The following is a 16173-nucleotide window of genomic DNA, read 5'->3' on the forward strand; positions in this document are numbered from 1 at the left end:
GTCAAAGCAAAACAGTGAGCTGTTGGCAATTTGATTTACCGCTTGGATTTAACTTTATTCGACCCTCTTCTGTAAACTATATTCTGTGTTTCAATTATACAACAGCAAAAATCCCGTCAACGTTGACGGGATTTTTGCTTGATCGAGATTTAACCGCGTCCAGCACCGCGCAGAACGATGGAATCCTCTACCTTGATACAACGATTCGTCACTGCTGTCATGCCGTTCTCAGCAGCAATCTGTACGGCCTCATCACTGTGGATGCCAAGCTGAAGCCACAATACATTTGCTTTGATCGCGGCAGCTTCACGAGCGACATCCGCGCAATATTCATCGCGGCGGAATACGTTCACGATATCGACTGGCTCAGGGATATCCGCAAGAGTTGCATATACGGTCTCACCGAGAATCTCACCTTGTACCTGCGGATTTACCGGAATGATGCGATACCCTCTGCTTTGCATGGCTTCCGCTACCATATAGGAAGTGCGATCTGATTTGTCCGATAAGCCGACGACTGCGATGTTGCCTGCCTTGCGCAAAATTTGTCCAATTTCTTCACGAGTAGGGTTGTTAAATTCCATGTTCAAGCACCATCCTTTTCTGCTTAACGTGTTATTTTACTCTTTTACCCATTGAACCGAGGCGCCAAGCGCCTGCAAATGATCAAAATATTGCGGATAAGACTTCGCTACGTGGTGTGCATCCCGAATACGAAGCGGTTCTTTGGAACGCAGACCGACAACGGTCAGTGCCATAATTACGCGATGATCGTAGTGAGCATTAATCTCAACGCCGCCTTCAACGCCTTCCGGACGACCATGTACGATAATTTCGGCTTGGCGTTCCTCAACGTTGGCTCCTGCTTTCCGCAGTTCGTTCAAATAATCCGTAATTCGGTCACATTCCTTGTAACGTAAGTTCTCTACATTATAGAACCGTGAGGTGCCTTCCGCAAACACAGCTGCCGCTACCATCGCCAAAACCGCGTCTGTCGCGGCATCTCCGTCGAATTCCACGGCTTTCAATCTACCGTTACCTTGAACGTGTACCACATCGTTCTCGTGCGTCAACGGCACTTCCATCATGCGCAGAACATCAACAATGGCACGTTCACCCTGTTTGCTCTGTTCCATTAATCGTAAAATTTTAACATCCGATTGGGTAACAGCCGCAGCCGCGAGAACAGCTGCTGACCCGGGGTAGTCTCCTTGAACCGTATATGTTTGTGGTTTATAGGCTTGACCGCCAGGTACGCGGAAAGACATGTAATCATCACTCGCATGAATGACGATGCCCGCCTGTTCCAGTACTTCCAGCGTCTGACCAATGACCACTTTGGATTTCAGGTCGTTCAATACTTCAATGGTGCTGTCTTCGGCCAGAAGAGGCGTTACAAACAGTAATGCGCTCAAGTACTGGGAGCTGACCGAACCGGATACCCGGATATGTCCTCCCTTGGCCTGACCACCTTTAATCGTGATCGGCAAGCGCCCTTGTTCGTGCTGTACGTCAACACCAAGCTGACCAAGTGCATCGATCAGGTCATCGTGCGGGCGTTTGCCAAGAGAATCCGGGTACGTATTCACAAACGTAACCTCAGGACATAGTGCAGTTACTCCCATCAGGAAACGGAGCACTGCACCCGCATTGCCTACATTCAATTCACGCACATCCCGTGGATGGCTGCCAAAGCCCTGGATGACGATTTTGCTGTCATCTTCTTCAAGGACTGCTCCAAGATCACGAATACATCTGCGCATTGCGTCACTATCTTCACTATGGGCCGGGTAATGGATCGTACTCGTGCCTTCTGCCAATGCGGCAGCAAGCAGGTAGCGTGTAGTGTAGTTTTTGGAAGACAAAGCTCCAATTTCCCCGTTCAGGGATGGGGTCGGTTTAACGATAACGTCCATGGATGAAATTCTCCTTCATTGATTATAATGTGCTTCGTTAGATGATCCTGCTACGTATTTGGTTCAGGATACATGTGGTGATGCTATACTGCCAAATTGACATTCCATACATCGCTTGGGTATCATTATAGGCGTTAAGTCCATACAGAAAAGAGGACCTGAATATGACACAAATTGCTGAAATTGAACCTTCTGAGCTGCGCCGCCGTTTGCAGGCGGGAGAGAAGCTGCAGATGATAGACGTCCGTGAGGACGATGAAGTCGCACAAGGCATGATCGAGGGAGCCAAACACATCCCACTCGGACAGATTCCGGACAGACTGTCTGAAATTCAAAAGTCCGGTGAGATTGTTCTGATCTGCCGCAGCGGTTACCGCAGCGAGCGTGCCTGTGAGTATTTGCAGCAGCTCGGATATGATGGCTGCACCAATATGGTTGGCGGCATGCTGCAATGGCAGCAGGAAGACTAAAAAGCATCAGGATCGGGATATAGGGGTTAGAGTAGCTGCAATCAGCAGTTCAACATAAGCCCAGTACATCCTGATCCTTACAGTCAGTCAAACGGGCCAATCGGCCCGTTTTTCACATCTATCCGCCAGAATTACACGACCCCGTTCACCACTAACATCCTTCGGCATAGAAACAATTACAAGCTTAGACGCGGTAATGCGCTAAAATTAAACGAGTCACTTCAGAAGCGGATAACTCGGTTGTATCCACCGTGTAATGCGCAAACCGGTATGCGTCCTTCCGTTCCTGCATAATGGTCTGAATGCGTTCCTCCGCATTGCCTGCCAAGAGCGGACGATTTTCACAGCCGCTGACGCGTTCTACAATCACTGCCGGATCGGCAGTCAGGGCAACCACCCAGCCGTTCTTCGACATGACATCACAGTTGTCCGAACGCAGAACGACACCGCCTCCGGTTGCAATCACCTGCGACTTCTTCTCCAGCACCGAACACAGCATGCGGCTTTCGGCATCGCGGAAATACGTCTCTCCCTTGCCTGTGAACAATTCAGGAATCGTACAGCCTTCCTCTTTCTCCACCGCAGCGTCCACATCAATCAGTCGGTAGCCCAGCTCTCGAGCGAGCATATCAGCGACGGTTGATTTGCCAGTTCCCATCATGCCGATGAGAATAATATTATTAGACTTGCTCAAGGTGTACACTCCTTTAATTCAAGCAATTCGTGAGCACTTTTGTCCTATCATAACACAGCCCTGCGGACTGGGGAAGGCTATCCTACTAACGACTCCCCTCCAGTAGCCACAAGCACTTCTAAGGTATCTCAAAGCAAGTCCATTTACTCCATAGATTTCTAACGAACTAAGATGAGCTTATTTCTGAATTTTAGCCGATTACAAAATTGTAACGAATCTCAGAAAACTTATTTTTCTAAAACACCCTCAAAACAGCGAAATTTCACCCCAAATGATCTAAATAGGACCTTCTGAGTTCGTTAGCGAATAGAAAAGGCTCATATCCACGAAATAGAGCTTCTCGGGTTCGTAAGATGTAGGACCAGCTTACACCCCAGCTTACACATACGGTAAAAAAAGAGACCTGGAGCTCATCGGTATGAACCGACTCTCCAAGTCCCCTTTTCCAAGCATTCGTCCATGCCTTTCTTTCAGCCAAGGCCCCTGATTCAGGACGCTTTAGCCAAACTCACGGACGGACGTATATACATTACTATTCCATCCAGTTGTGGTGGAAGCTGCCTTCTTTGTCCAGACGTTTGAACGTATGTGCACCGAAGTAGTCACGTTGTGCTTGCAAGAGGTTCGCAGGCAAACGCTCTGTGCGATAACTATCGTAGTAGGACAATGCACTGGAGAAACCAGGAACCGGAACCCCTTGAGTTACTGCAGCAGCCACAACTTCACGCCATGCGCCTTGGTAGGATTCAACAATGTTTTGGAAGTATGGGTCCAGAAGCAGGTTTTTCAGTGCTGCATCCTTGTCATACGCTTCTTTAATGTTTTGCAGGAACTGCGAACGGATAATGCAGCCACCACGGAAGATCATCGCGATGTTGCCGTATTTCAGATCCCAGCCGTACTCGTCCGAAGCTGCGCGCATTTGGGCAAAGCCTTGTGCGTAGGATACGATTTTACTTGCAAACAGCGCTTTGCGCACATTCTCGATGAACGCTTTTTTGTCACCGGAGAATGCTTCAGTTGCAGGTCCATTCAGGATTTTGCTCGCTGCCACACGCTCGTCTTTCATCGCAGACAGGAAGCGGGAGAATACGGATTCCGTAATCATGGACAAAGGTACGCCGAGATCCAGCGCGCTTTGGCTTGTCCATTTGCCTGTTCCTTTTTGTCCGGCTGCATCCAGAATGACATCAACCATTGGTTTACCCGTTTCCGGATCGTATTTGGAGAAGATGTCTGCCGTGATTTCGATCAGGTAGCTGTCCAGCTCACCCTGGTTCCATTCAGTAAAGATGGCATGAAGCTCCTCAACGGACACATTCAACACGGATTTGAGCAGGTGGTAAGCTTCACCAATCAACTGCATGTCTCCGTATTCGATACCGTTATGCACCATTTTCACATAGTGTCCGGCACCGTCTGGTCCGATATATGTACAACAAGGATCGTCACCGACTTTGGCCGAAATGGCTGTCAGGATCGGTTCAACCAGCTTGTACGCACTCTCTTGTCCACCTGGCATGATTGCCGGGCCTTTCAACGCGCCTTCTTCCCCACCAGATACGCCTGTACCGATGAAGCGAATGCCTTTGTCTTCCAGCTCTTTGCTGCGACGTTGGGTGTCAGGGAAATAGGCGTTACCGCCATCAATGATGATGTCGCCCTCATCCAAATGAGGAAGCAGTTGTTCAATGGTTGCGTCGGTTGCGTAACCGGCTTGTACCATGATCAGGATTTTGCGCGGGGATTCCAGGGATGCCACAAACTCTTCAATGGAGAATGTGCCTGTCAGGTTTTTACCTTCGGCTTCTTTCAGAAGATCGTTGGTTTTCTCCGGGGAACGGTTAAATACCGATACCGAGAAACCTCTGCTTTCAATGTTAAGGGCCAAATTTTTGCCCATTACTGCAAGTCCAATGACACCGATCTGTTGTTTCGCCATCTGGTCCTCCATCCTTTGCTCCAATTAATTTTATTGAAATGTACTCTCAACAATACCCTCATTTTAACGGTTTTACGCATAGAAGTGAACCCCGGACCATGGTCGCACAGCGAGAAAACACCCCAATTGCCTGAGGTGTTCATCGTATTTTCATAAATACAGCGTTAAATGTCAGCCTTCCAGCATCAACATGTGCCCTGACAACTGCTTTAGGACTTTACGACAGGCATCTGCTTTTTCGATATTATCCATCTGAATAGCGGCATGCAGACGCTCCAGTTCATCGTCCACTTCCATACGCAGCAGCAGGAGACGCTCCTCGCCTTCGCGCGAGAGGAACATTTCTTCCATTTCTTCCGCCGTCGGCGCAGGTTCCTTTTGAAAAATAACGCGCTGTTTGAACCCGGACACTTCAACGAGACGGATGACTTCACCAAACAAAATGTTCTCCACGGTCATCTGCTGATCCTTAAACCGTTTCACAACGGCATGCCCGCGCGTATCCCCAATCAGCTTCTCCAACCATTCCGCAAGTTTTGCATCCTTGATAATATAATCCCCCGTCATCTTGTAATTCCCACTGCGCGTCTGTTGAAAACGGAGCTTTACCAGCTTGCGTCCGGTGCGGACTGACAGAATAAAGAAGGATTCGTCCTCGCTCCAATATAGTGAATACCCCTCACGAATAAGGTCTTTGATCAAATTTTGGATATGCCGACGGTTGAACCGCAGCTCCAGATTGCAATATTCAACTTCATAACTCTTATTCACGGCACTCCCTCCATCTGTACCGGAGATGCTCCGGCCATCTTCTTCAATCGCTTCTACTCAATCGGCTTACCCTATTTTATACTTCATTTTATGTAAGGGTACTTGGTTATTTGACTATTTTTCACCGATTGATCCGAGGGATCGCAGCTTTCCGCAGATGCACAGGGGCAAGCCCCCGATTTTCATGCTATTATGGACGCCAAATGAAGGTATACAGATGTCATTCTCTTAAACAGGATGGAGTCAGAGAGCGATTGATTCTTATTCAGGAATGGAACATAAGCCGGGCAGAATTACCTTCTGGTCGTTAGCTGAATGGATGCATTATTTACACAAAAAGGGAGTTCCACAACCTGTACGGTCGTTGGAACTCCCTTTTCTTATCAACTCATCCTCATCGGACTTCAATCGCATCATTTGGCAGGGGCCGTACGATACGGATTACGGGATAACACATAGTGCACAACAGCAAGTCCAGCCATAACGACAGCACTTCCGATAAATGGAGCCGGATGACTAATGTGATCCCACAGCAGTCCGGATACAATCGGTCCTACGACCATGCCTGACCCCTGAAGGGTCAGGAAGAACCCCCAGATCGCTCCGCGTTCTCCCTGAGGAATCAATGTGGCTACAAACGCATTCCAAGCCGGAAGAATCATCGCATAGCTGACACCAACCAGCATAACGACGCCGAACACCACAGGTATAGACGTAATGGAAGAAAAAGCAAACAGACTTGCTGCTGCCATCAAAAAACCGATGTTCAGGAATGGCGCCGTTCCAAACCGGTCTACCATTTTCCCTACAGGCAGCAGTGCAATAACCGTAATCCCACCCCCTGCTATCAGCAACAGGCTGTACAGGTTGGGTGAGATATGCAGGTCTGTGCGTGTGTATAGCGTGATCACCGGACTTAGCAGACCAATTACAAAGGACTGCATGAAAAGTGCAGGATATACAAGCGGATTCACATTAAGAGTACTACGTACCCGTTGCAGTGTGCCCTGGACGCTCTTTTTGAGTCGAATGAAAGGCGTAAGCAAATTCGGTTTAGCCGGATATTTCATATCCGTCCGCTTGCTCTCACCTGCCGCATGCTCTCCCTCAACAACGACACGTCCGGGCAAAATCAGCGCGACCAGAATGACCAGAATGGCAACACCCATCAATACCAGGAAAATGGTGCGATAATCGTGATGCGTCCGTTCCAGCAGCCAGTTCATGCCGATTGGTCCAAGTCCGGTCCCTCCAAGAGCCGCCATCTCCAGCGCGCCCATAGCTGTACCGTTCTTGTTCTGCGGCCCCGACATCGCCGTCACACCTGTCATGGCACACGGCCAAAGGGGTGACGTACCAATTCCAAGAATAAGGCAAGCCATGGCCAGTCCAAATGCACTTCTGAAAAAGATAATCATGATTACAGCGACTAATGTACAAATTAGGGCCGTTACCATCGTGGCACGGAACCCGATTCGTTCTGCTGCCCAGCCAGAGGGAGCCCGGAACAGATTATCACCCAAATATTGAAGGGCAAAGGCCACACCAATCACGCCAGCGGACAGGCCCAGAATATTGTCCATATACACGGGCAAAACAGCGACCAGCAAGGCACCCTTGATAATCTCAACTAGAAAAAGCGTTAGCCACATAGCGATAAAAAAAGGTGATCGCAAGATTTTGGCTGGTTTTGTATTAGTTTGCATTCTTTTTCCCCTTTCGATGCTTGCTTGCCCATCTCCTATGCTTACTGTAACCCTCGGGGATGTGTCCAAATCTCAGCAATTCGAAAAATTGTCAAGCAATACTGCTTGCATTCGGTTCTTAATTTGCTATACTCAAATTTGTTTAAGATTACAAAATGATAAGTTCTCAGCGAAGCTGAACTAAATCCATCCGTGATCGCAAGAAAAACTTCCGCTACATGCGGTCTGTCTTCATAGAATTTACGTCGAAAGACGTTTTTCTTACAAATTATAATTAGGAAAGGTTGTGACAGCACTGATGGATCACCGCCGTACGCCGCTGTTTACCGCTTTAAAAAATCACGCGGCACTCAATCCGGTGCAATTTCATATTCCGGGACATAAAAAAGGATTGGGAACGGATACCGAATTTCGTGAATTTATCGGCGATAATGCCCTCTCCATAGATTTGATTAACATCGCTCCGCTAGATGATTTGCATCAGCCAACCGGTGTCATTGAGGAAGCGCAGATTTTGGCAGCCGATGCCTTCGGAGCCGATTATACCTATTTTAGTGTACAGGGCACAAGCAGTGCCATCATGACCATGATTCTGTCGGTATGTGAGCCGGGTGACAAGATTATTGTGCCCCGTAATGTGCATAAATCGGTCATGTCTGCCATTATTTTCTCAGGAGCGAAACCCGTGTTCGTCTCTCCTGCGCAGGATGCCAATCTGGGGATTGATCACGGTGTTACTACAGGCGCGATCCGACGTGCCCTTGAGCGTCATCCCGATGCCAAGGCCTTGCTCGTCATTAACCCAACGTACTTCGGCGTATGTACCGATCTGAAAGAAATTGTAGAACTGGCGCATAGCTATCAGGTCCCAGTACTTGTGGATGAAGCGCATGGCGTACTCATTCATTTCCATGAAGATCTGCCGCTCTCTGCTATGGCCGCCGGGGCTGATATGGCTGCAACGAGTGTGCACAAGCTGGGTGGTTCGATGACACAGAGTTCTGTACTCAATCTGAACACCAAGAATGGATTTGTGAATCCACAACGTGTTCAAACCATTTTGAGTATGTTGACTTCAACGTCGACTTCTTACATCCTGCTGGCTTCGCTCGACACGTCGAGACGTAATCTGGCTCTGAATGGCCATCAGATGGCACAGAAAGCCATTGATCTGGCTGAGTTTGCAAGACGCTCCATTAATGATATGGACGGACTGTATTGCTTCGGCAGAGAGCTGCTGGGCACAGAGGCTACCTTTAATTACGACCCAACCAAAGTAACCATTCATGTTCGCCACCTTGGCATTACAGGCTACGAAACAGAGAACTGGCTACGTGAGCATTACAAAATCGAGGTGGAGCTCAGTGATATGTATAATATTCTGTGCCTCATCACGCCTGGAGATACGGATGATTCCATAGAAATCTTGCTGAACGCCCTGCAAGATCTATCCCGTACGTATTATCAGGTGAATCCAGCCCATGAGCTGGTAGTCAAGGTACCCGATGTACCACAGTTGATGCTGACTCCACGTGATGCGTTCTACGGTGATACCGAAGTCATTCCATTCAAGGAATCCGCGGGCCGGATTATTTCGGAATTCATCTATGTCTATCCACCAGGAATTCCGATTCTGCTGCCAGGTGAGGTTATCACTCAGGAAAACATCGATTACATCATTGATCATGTTGAAGTGGGACTTCCTGTAAAAGGACCCGAGGACCGCAGCGTAACCAACGTGAAAGTCATTGTGGAAGCAGATGCCATTTTCTAAAACAGCCATTTCTACATGGGGTTAATCGATCTCTACGGACCAAGCGGGATGCTTGGTCCTTTTTATTTTTTTCTCCAAGAAGATTGAACTGCCATGGGCTTATGATCGCTGTATTATTTGCATTTTTCCACCTATTCCACTGTCCCTATCGCAAGAAAAAGCAGCATTTAAGCCTAATAAAAAGCAAACAAAAGGCCCCCTGTGATCAAGGAGCCTTCTTGCTTTATTCCAAAAGGATGACTATTCTTGGCTTGCAACGAGTTCGTTGTACGCCGCTTCAACACGGGTCCACTCTTCTTCGTCTTCAATATTGTAGAGCACCATTTCCTCGTCTTCTTCTTCCATACGCAGAATGATGCCGTCAGCTTCAGGATTGTTACGTTCCAGCAGGAGCGCATAAACATGCTTCTCCACGTCAAACGTCTCCACCAAAACCATCTCCACGTCATTTCCGTTCTCGTCTGTCAGTGTCAGAAGAACTTCTTCATGCTCGTGGTCGTGGTCGTGATCGTGGTCGTGACCGCAGGCATCGCCGTGTTCATGTGTGTGATCGCTCATTGAAATACCTCGCTTTATAAATAGATATTGTGTAACCTTGCATATCGTAACATGTTCATAGGGCCAGGTCAATTTAACCGACAAGGTTATTTTTGCTTCATTCGTTCAGCGCGGTAATGATTTTCTCAGCTGCCAGCACATAATTACTGTTTGCATTTTCTTTAATATAAAAACCGACTTGGTACTTGCCAGCCCGGCTGAAGTCATACGTAAAATCGTACGTTCGGAACCAGAAGTTATCCTTCTGGGTCTTAAGCTCCTGGGACTGTATATCCTTAACATCACCACTTGGATTGGTAATCGTCACCTTCACGGCAGCTATATCTGTTGTCAAACTGTCGACTTGTGAGAACACATTAAATTTCAGCTTACCCACGTTCACGTTGCCAAACACAGTATCTCCCTTGAAGAGAAAAATATGTACATTCGGTTTGATAACCGTTACTCTCTTGTTTATGCTATCCCATCTGGCGATTCCGCCCGCTTCCCTTACAGGTACATAGGTCGTTCCGTCAATGAGATAACCACCGTCAGCTGCTTCCTTGCCGTTTATGAGAACCCGAATCTTCTCGTTCACTGAATCTGCAAACAATAAAGACCCGCCGAGCAAGGAGAATACTGTGACACACAGCAAAATTCTTTTCCATTTCATTCCGTCAATATTCCCTCCCCTGCTGCTAGCTGTTGTACATTTATACTGCAGATTCAGCCACAAAGTTGCGCTGTTTTTCATCATTTTTCATTTTTTATCCAGAATATTTTCCACCCCTTGGAACGATCAAAAAGAGGCGTTCCCTGTTAAAGGGCGCCTCTATAGTATTGTTGTTGGCAATGCGTAATTATACGAACTTCTTGTGAGTCCCTTATTATACTGCTGGAACTACGAAGTATGACGAGTCAATATACAAGGTACGCCCTTGCCTACAGCTCCATCCGTTCGCATCCGTGCTGCATAATCCATTCCTCGTGTACAGGGGGTCTTGCAACGCTCACATACATCCGAAGTAACCAACTTCATCGATACACGAAGTTTGTCACTCTTTAACACGGGAGCCTTTTTTGCCTTTGCTTTTGCCATCCCGGATTCCCCATTTCCCAATTGCTTGCTGAAGTAATGCATCATATGGGGATTCGCCCGGTTGTGTGTCAAAAGGAATAAACTTCGTGCATGATATCGTTAAATGAAGCCACCGTTTGCACGCAACGTCTGTCCTGTAACCCACTGAGACTCTGCACTGACGAGGAAAGAGATCACATTTGCGATGTCTTCCGGCTCACCCAGACGACCAAATGCATTCATTTTACGCAGCCCTTCAAGCTGTTGCTCCGTCTTGCCAACAGAAAACAATTCGGTATTCACCGGGCCTGGTGCAACGGCATTGATGGTGATTTGTCTTGAACCAAATTCTTTGGCAAGCTGACGGGTGATCTGTTCTACTGCTCCTTTGGTTCCTGCATACACGCTGTACCCCGGAAACATCTGTCCCGTTACAGAGGTGGAGAAGTTAACAATTCGTCCTTGGTCCTCCATATATTTCAGCGCTTGCTGGCAGGCAAAGAACGTACCTTTCACATTGATTGCAAACTGCTGATCGAATTCTTCCTCTGTTACATCCGCTAAAGGCGTCGTCTTCATAATACCTGCATTGTTGATAAGAATATCAACTTTACCGAGCTCACTCATCGTTTGGGAAAATAAACGCTCCACATCATCCTTCCGGGCAAGGTCAGCCTGAACGGTAATGGCACGTACTCCTTTTTGGCGAGCAATGTCCGCCACTTGTTCTGCTTTGTCGGGACTGCTCGCATAGTTGATGACGACATCCGCTCCCAATTCAGCGAGCTGCTCCGCAATAGCACGTCCTATGCCCCGGGATGAGCCTGTAACAATGGCCACTTTACCTGTTAGCTTTTTCATTTGCGATTACTCCCTCTCTTGGTCCAAATGTAATAATCCTTTTTCTAACAACAACCATACCTGTGCAAATTCCGCATCAATGGTAGGGCTTAGCCACTCATAGGCGTGTGCCGGATGGTGAAAACGAGCTGTAGCTTGAAGAATCGCCTTTGCAACTACATCTGGATTGCTGAATTTGAACTGGTTGTCCTGCTGGATGATCTCCCTCAAATGACGTATAAGATGCTGCACATGTTTATCGATGATCTCTGCCGATTCCTGTGTCACCCGTGCGTACATCTCAAACAACTCTGCATCGGATTCGGCATAATAACGTTTAAGACGAATTAATGCTTCTATATATACTTTAAGATGACGTATTCCCTCTCCGCTATAACTCTGATCCTTAGTTATTGCTGTCAAAGGCGCGATAATCTCATCTTCGAGCCATTGTGCGGTCACGCCTTCAAGTAATTCTTTCTTGCTTTTATAGTGCCTGTAAATGGTTCCGTGACTGACCCCGAGCAATTTGGCGACATCCGTAACAGATGTCTTGGCAACACCGAAACGTCTGAGCGTTTCCTGCGATGCTGCGATGATTTGTTCTTTGGTTAAAAATTCAGAAGTTTTATCCTTTTCCATATGAATAAGATGGTTACACCATCCTCAAGTCACCTCCGTTGAAAATAGATTAACACAGCCCATGACAAATGACAAATATTTATTTTTGTCATTTGTCATGGGCTTGAGATGTCATTTTATCCGTAAAAGAAAAAAGAGCCCATTTAACATGGCCCTTTTACAACGTTTTAATATTTCTCCTACATGATTGTATATATGCTCCATTTTAAGGATAGAGTTTGGATTGTTGCACTATTCATACATACATTATTAGATTAAATTCAACGATTATTCTTTACTAGAAAACATACTTAAACAATACGAAGATCACCGCGAGTATCCCACCGAGAATCAGCCAGTTACTGATTTCCCACCAAATGCTTTTCCCTCCGGCTAAAAGCTGTTGTTCCTTTTCTTCATGACGCTGTTTGTGTGTATGTGACTCGGAGGCATGGGGTGGCTTGCTGAAGTCCATCATATGCATTCTCCTTTCCAGCAGCTTTGGTTCATTCTCATTCCATTATAACCCATAATTGAATGAAAATTTGTTAATTCTCAAAAAAGAAGAAATGAACGAGCTACGCTAGTATCTATTGAAACTCTTTTATTTTGCAGACAATTCTTCTTCCGTGACCCATTTATGATTCTTCACCGGGTCTCCACCTGTAGTTGGTGTGTAATCAACCATATATACCGTGGTTTGCTCTGCCGAGTCAATTATGGCCTTAGCTCCTTTCATTCCTGGCATATGATCAGCGTTCAGCACAACCTCTGTTCCTGTTGCATACGGTTGATCTGGATGGTCCTGAATTTCCTCTTGAACAACCCATTTATGATTTTCCACTGGATCTCCACCTGTGGTTGGTGTGTACGAGACTGCATATGCCGTCGTCTCATAAGCCCCCACAATCTTCGCTTCTGCACCTTTCATTCCTTGCATATGGTCCGCGCTCATTATGGCTTGGCTGCCTACTGGATATGTAGGATTGCTCTTTACGTGAATTCCTTCCGGTAACTCCCCTGATTCGGAGTGGTGCATCTCGCCTGTGCTCGCTGCATGACTGTCACTACTGTTATTGTCCTGCTCAGCATTCTTGCCACATCCACTTAACATCAGACTGCCCGTAATCAACGTAGTCAGTAATAACATTGCATACTTTTTCATGAGTTGCACTCCTTTAGGTTTTTAATTCTACGTCTATAATATACCCCATATGGGTATATTTCAATCAAAATTGAGTTCTATCATTTATTTCCCTAGTGCTCAGAGACATCGCCCATGGAGTAACAGAATACGAAAAAACCCCCAATTTCTCGGAGGCTTAGAATGAACAACAAAATGCAATCATGTAGTTTAAGCATTACTTCGACCTTCAAATATGACCAACGCAGTAATTATGCCAGTTCTACGGAAACATTAACATTTCCTTTGATGCCTTTGGAGTACGGGCAGTAGTCATGAGCAAGTTTGACAAACTTCTGTGCAGTCTCCTCGTCCAGCCCCTCAATTTTAACTTCAAGTTCCACTTCCAGCTTCACACCATTATCCGTAGGGTCCGTCACGAGCATAACCGTTGCAGATACCGTGCTTTTCTCAATTTCGACTTTGTGTTTCTTCAACTGAAACTCCAGCGCGGAATTAAAGCAAGCACTGTAGCCTGCTGCAAACAATTGCTCTGGATTCGTAGCTGTCGTTACTTTGCCTCCCAGCTCAGGTGGGGCAGCGACATCAAGCATAAATACGTTATCTGGCGATTGTACAATTCCTTGACGTCCACCTGTATTGATTACTGTCGTTTCATATAATGTTTTCATTTGGTTTAGCTCCTCTGTATGTTTTTATTTATTTTGTGATGATGATGTCTCTTTTTGTTTATCTAACAATTAAATTGTACACAATTTAATTGCGTTTGTAAATCATTATTATAAAATTAAAAAAACAACCGCCCCCTCGTGTAATACAAGGAAATGGTTGCTTCATAATAGATAAATGTCTGTTACTTATCCAAAAGTTGAATTCACCTATATATATATTCGATCCATTACATCTTCTTCTCGAAACCCTCCATCGGCGCAAGCGAATTCTGGTAGTCATTATCCACCTGACCGTCGGTGGTGAAGTGCATGACCTCCCGGAACGAGCCCTCCAGATAAGTCTGCATCGCCAATGGAATGCGCAATTCATCCATATCATATGGAGATATTTGATAGCGAATGTTGGCAAGGTCTCCTGCTTCCACCTTCTGCACCCATTTTGGCTCGCGAATCAATTCCCGGCCGAGTGCAGCCAAGGTTGCCCCGGCATGGATGACTTCTTCCGCATCTTCCGGCCGTTCAATCGATCCAATACCAATCAGAGGCTTCTTATTATCCAGAACCCGGACAAATTTGGCTAAGATCGGCTCCTTGTCATTAGGTTGATTTAAGGATGTTCGTTTGTAGCTGGCCATCGACAGATGAATGTAATCAACCCGAGTGTCTGTCAGAGCTTGGGCAAAAGCCAAAGAGTCTTCGAGTCGGATGCCCGGCATATGAATTTCTTCCGGTGAAATCCGGTAACCGAGGATAAAGGGTTTATCCGCATGGGCATCGATAATCGATGCGACCTCCTGTATGACCGCCAGCGGAAATCGCATGCGATTCTCAAAGCTGCCGCCCCATTGATCCGTCCGTTGATTGGAGTTCACGGAGAAAAATTGCTGCAAAAGATACGTGTTCGCCCCGTGAAGCTCTACCCCGTCAAAACCGGCATGAATCGCACGTAAGGTTGCTCTGCCGAAGTCTTTGATAATGCTTTCGATTTCTTCGGAAGTCAGCTCGCGCGGCGTCTCCGAACCTGTTGGATGCACGGAAGCGATTGCGCTGGCACTGGTGGGTTGAACACCTCTTAGCGTTTTGGAATTCGTTTTACGTCCTGCATGAAAGATTTGTGCAATCGCTTTGGTTCCGTCCTTCTGAATAGCTCTTGCAATTTTGGAAAGTCCTTTAATTGTAGAATCACTTGCGATGGAAAGCTCACCTTCGAAGCCTTTTCCTCCATCAGTTACATACGCAACACCCGTAATGATCATACCAGGGCCACCAGCACGTTCTGCATAATAATCAACTTCATCATTGGTGATTGAACCATCGAAGAAACTGGACATCGTTGTCATCGGCGCCATAACCACTCTATTTTTCAACGTAAAACCATTCGCAAATGTATAAGGCTGTAAGAAATTACGATTACTTTTTTCCATATATATTCTCTCCTTCTTTCGGGCTTGTTCACCCTTGTCTCTGTTTCATGAGTTATTGTATAGTAGGGTGAAACACGAGTATAGTATGCACTTAAAAGATAGATACTATCTAAAAGGAGAGTGAATTTGGGAATGATGGAGGAAGTAAACGTTAAACCATTTTCACATGCCATGTCGATGATCGGCGGAAAATGGAAAATGCATATCTTGTTTTGGCTGTGGAAAAATAAAACATTACGTTATGGAGAATTAAAAAGAGCCTTGGGAGGCATTACGCATAAAATGCTAAGCTCTCAACTGAAAGAATTAGAGTCAGATCGATTAATTATCCGTAAAGAGTACCCACAATTACCACCAAAAGTAGAATATTCTTTGTCTTGTGAAGGTTTAACGCTGATGCCTGTACTGGAAGTTCTCTGCAATTGGGGAAGACAGAATCTTGCTGATTTGCAGAAAACTCAGTGAACGTACTGCAGTGAAGGATGTATTTCTTTTACTTTTCTCCCCCAATTGTCCCCCAAGACTTCCATAATGCCTCATTCATAAACCAGACAAAAAGAAAAAAGCCCTTGCTGCGCAAGGACT

The 16173-nt window shown here is 46.4% G+C and carries 18 protein-coding genes; 3 read left to right on the forward strand and 15 right to left on the reverse strand.

The genetic code is table 11. From position 1 onward, the window contains the following. Positions 1-149 precede the first annotated feature (149 nt). Entirely contained in the window at positions 150-584 is a 435-nt protein-coding gene (locus tag P364_RS0116245) for a CoA-binding protein (protein WP_024631155.1), read from the reverse strand. A gap of 36 nt (positions 585-620) precedes the next feature. After that, positions 621-1916 (reverse strand): 3-phosphoshikimate 1-carboxyvinyltransferase, encoded by a 1296-nt coding sequence (aroA, locus tag P364_RS0116250; RefSeq protein ID WP_024631156.1) that lies wholly within the window; start codon positions 1914-1916, stop codon positions 621-623. A gap of 164 nt (positions 1917-2080) precedes the next feature. Here aroA and P364_RS0116255 point away from each other — a divergent pair, with 164 nt between their 5' ends. Continuing rightward, the gene (locus tag P364_RS0116255) at positions 2081-2386 is read left to right on the forward strand and encodes a rhodanese-like domain-containing protein (protein ID WP_024631157.1); all 306 of its coding nucleotides are present in this window, start codon (positions 2081-2083) and stop codon (positions 2384-2386) included. 184 nt (positions 2387-2570) lie between these two features. Here the strand turns inward: P364_RS0116255 and P364_RS0116260 are convergent, their stop codons facing one another. The 4 genes from P364_RS0116260 to P364_RS0116275 form a co-directional block, all read right to left on the reverse strand. Further along, a complete protein-coding gene (locus P364_RS0116260; RefSeq protein ID WP_024631158.1) occupies positions 2571-3080 on the reverse strand; it encodes a shikimate kinase in 510 nt (169 codons plus the stop codon). Between the two features lie 532 nt (positions 3081-3612). Continuing rightward, positions 3613-5022 carry an NADP-dependent phosphogluconate dehydrogenase gene (gene gndA / locus P364_RS0116265; protein ID WP_024631159.1) on the reverse strand — a complete coding sequence of 470 codons (1410 nt, stop codon included), beginning with the start codon at positions 5020-5022 and terminating at the stop codon, positions 3613-3615. A gap of 171 nt (positions 5023-5193) precedes the next feature. Continuing rightward, complete coding sequence (locus P364_RS0116270) at positions 5194-5793, reverse strand: hypothetical protein (RefSeq protein ID WP_024631160.1); 600 nt, start codon at positions 5791-5793, stop codon at positions 5194-5196. A gap of 413 nt (positions 5794-6206) precedes the next feature. Further along, complete coding sequence (locus P364_RS0116275) at positions 6207-7499, reverse strand: MFS transporter (protein WP_024631161.1); 1293 nt, start codon at positions 7497-7499, stop codon at positions 6207-6209. A gap of 298 nt (positions 7500-7797) precedes the next feature. Between P364_RS0116275 and P364_RS0116280 the strand changes: the two genes are divergently transcribed. Continuing rightward, positions 7798-9273, forward strand: a complete 1476-nt coding sequence (locus P364_RS0116280; RefSeq protein ID WP_024631162.1) for an aminotransferase class I/II-fold pyridoxal phosphate-dependent enzyme — start codon at positions 7798-7800, stop codon at positions 9271-9273. A 240-nt stretch (positions 9274-9513) separates the two neighbouring features. Here P364_RS0116280 and P364_RS0116285 read toward each other — a convergent pair whose 3' ends face one another. The 9 genes from P364_RS0116285 to P364_RS0116325 form a co-directional block, all read right to left on the reverse strand. Then, positions 9514-9831: a DUF1292 domain-containing protein gene (locus P364_RS0116285; protein ID WP_024631163.1), complete on the reverse strand. Its 318-nt coding sequence runs from the start codon at positions 9829-9831 to the stop codon at positions 9514-9516. A 97-nt stretch (positions 9832-9928) separates the two neighbouring features. Then, positions 9929-10483, reverse strand: a complete 555-nt coding sequence (locus tag P364_RS0116290) for a copper amine oxidase (RefSeq protein WP_024631164.1) — start codon at positions 10481-10483, stop codon at positions 9929-9931. Between the two features lie 228 nt (positions 10484-10711). Beyond that, on the reverse strand, positions 10712-10909 hold the full coding sequence (locus P364_RS0116295) for a hypothetical protein (protein WP_024631165.1): 198 nt from the start codon (positions 10907-10909) through the stop codon (positions 10712-10714). 99 nt (positions 10910-11008) lie between these two features. Further along, complete coding sequence (locus tag P364_RS0116300) at positions 11009-11749, reverse strand: SDR family oxidoreductase (RefSeq protein WP_024631166.1); 741 nt, start codon at positions 11747-11749, stop codon at positions 11009-11011. A 6-nt stretch (positions 11750-11755) separates the two neighbouring features. Continuing rightward, positions 11756-12370, reverse strand: coding sequence for a TetR/AcrR family transcriptional regulator (locus P364_RS0116305; protein ID WP_024631167.1), 615 nt, complete (start codon positions 12368-12370; stop codon positions 11756-11758). Between the two features lie 277 nt (positions 12371-12647). Then, the gene (locus P364_RS0116310) at positions 12648-12827 is read right to left on the reverse strand and encodes a hypothetical protein (protein WP_024631168.1); all 180 of its coding nucleotides are present in this window, start codon (positions 12825-12827) and stop codon (positions 12648-12650) included. 126 nt (positions 12828-12953) lie between these two features. Next, a complete protein-coding gene (locus P364_RS0116315; protein WP_024631169.1) occupies positions 12954-13514 on the reverse strand; it encodes a YdhK family protein in 561 nt (186 codons plus the stop codon). Positions 13515-13744: 230 nt separating this feature from the next. Continuing rightward, on the reverse strand, positions 13745-14164 hold the full coding sequence (locus P364_RS0116320; RefSeq protein ID WP_024631170.1) for an organic hydroperoxide resistance protein: 420 nt from the start codon (positions 14162-14164) through the stop codon (positions 13745-13747). A 227-nt stretch (positions 14165-14391) separates the two neighbouring features. Continuing rightward, the gene (locus P364_RS0116325) at positions 14392-15588 is read right to left on the reverse strand and encodes an NADH-dependent flavin oxidoreductase (protein ID WP_024631171.1); all 1197 of its coding nucleotides are present in this window, start codon (positions 15586-15588) and stop codon (positions 14392-14394) included. A gap of 132 nt (positions 15589-15720) precedes the next feature. Here P364_RS0116325 and P364_RS0116330 point away from each other — a divergent pair, with 132 nt between their 5' ends. Continuing rightward, entirely contained in the window at positions 15721-16053 is a 333-nt protein-coding gene (locus P364_RS0116330; protein WP_024631172.1) for a winged helix-turn-helix transcriptional regulator, read from the forward strand. Positions 16054-16173 lie beyond the last annotated feature (120 nt).

The organism is Paenibacillus sp. MAEPY2 (genome assembly GCF_000499205.1).
GTDB lineage: Bacteria > Bacillota > Bacilli > Paenibacillales > Paenibacillaceae > Paenibacillus > Paenibacillus vandeheii.

Bases quoted from the DNA above. Each gene is read 5' to 3' on its own strand.
- P364_RS0116245 (WP_024631155.1), bottom strand. From the start codon at position 584: ATGGAATTTAACAACCCTACTCGTGAAGAAATTGGACAAATTTTGCGC.
- aroA (WP_024631156.1), bottom strand. From the start codon at position 1,916: ATGGACGTTATCGTTAAACCGACCCCATCCCTGAACGGGGAAATTGGA.
- P364_RS0116255 (WP_024631157.1), top strand. From the start codon at position 2,081: ATGACACAAATTGCTGAAATTGAACCTTCTGAGCTGCGCCGCCGTTTG.
- gndA (WP_024631159.1), bottom strand. From the start codon at position 5,022: ATGGCGAAACAACAGATCGGTGTCATTGGACTTGCAGTAATGGGCAAA.
- P364_RS0116275 (WP_024631161.1), bottom strand. From the start codon at position 7,499: ATGCAAACTAATACAAAACCAGCCAAAATCTTGCGATCACCTTTTTTT.
- P364_RS0116280 (WP_024631162.1), top strand. From the start codon at position 7,798: ATGGATCACCGCCGTACGCCGCTGTTTACCGCTTTAAAAAATCACGCG.
- P364_RS0116285 (WP_024631163.1), bottom strand. From the start codon at position 9,831: ATGAGCGATCACACACATGAACACGGCGATGCCTGCGGTCACGACCAC.
- P364_RS0116290 (WP_024631164.1), bottom strand. From the start codon at position 10,483: ATGAAATGGAAAAGAATTTTGCTGTGTGTCACAGTATTCTCCTTGCTC.
- P364_RS0116295 (WP_024631165.1), bottom strand. From the start codon at position 10,909: ATGGCAAAAGCAAAGGCAAAAAAGGCTCCCGTGTTAAAGAGTGACAAA.
- P364_RS0116300 (WP_024631166.1), bottom strand. From the start codon at position 11,749: ATGAAAAAGCTAACAGGTAAAGTGGCCATTGTTACAGGCTCATCCCGG.
- P364_RS0116305 (WP_024631167.1), bottom strand. From the start codon at position 12,370: ATGGAAAAGGATAAAACTTCTGAATTTTTAACCAAAGAACAAATCATC.
- P364_RS0116310 (WP_024631168.1), bottom strand. From the start codon at position 12,827: ATGATGGACTTCAGCAAGCCACCCCATGCCTCCGAGTCACATACACAC.
- P364_RS0116315 (WP_024631169.1), bottom strand. From the start codon at position 13,514: ATGAAAAAGTATGCAATGTTATTACTGACTACGTTGATTACGGGCAGT.
- P364_RS0116320 (WP_024631170.1), bottom strand. From the start codon at position 14,164: ATGAAAACATTATATGAAACGACAGTAATCAATACAGGTGGACGTCAA.
- P364_RS0116325 (WP_024631171.1), bottom strand. From the start codon at position 15,588: ATGGAAAAAAGTAATCGTAATTTCTTACAGCCTTATACATTTGCGAAT.
- P364_RS0116330 (WP_024631172.1), top strand. From the start codon at position 15,721: ATGATGGAGGAAGTAAACGTTAAACCATTTTCACATGCCATGTCGATG.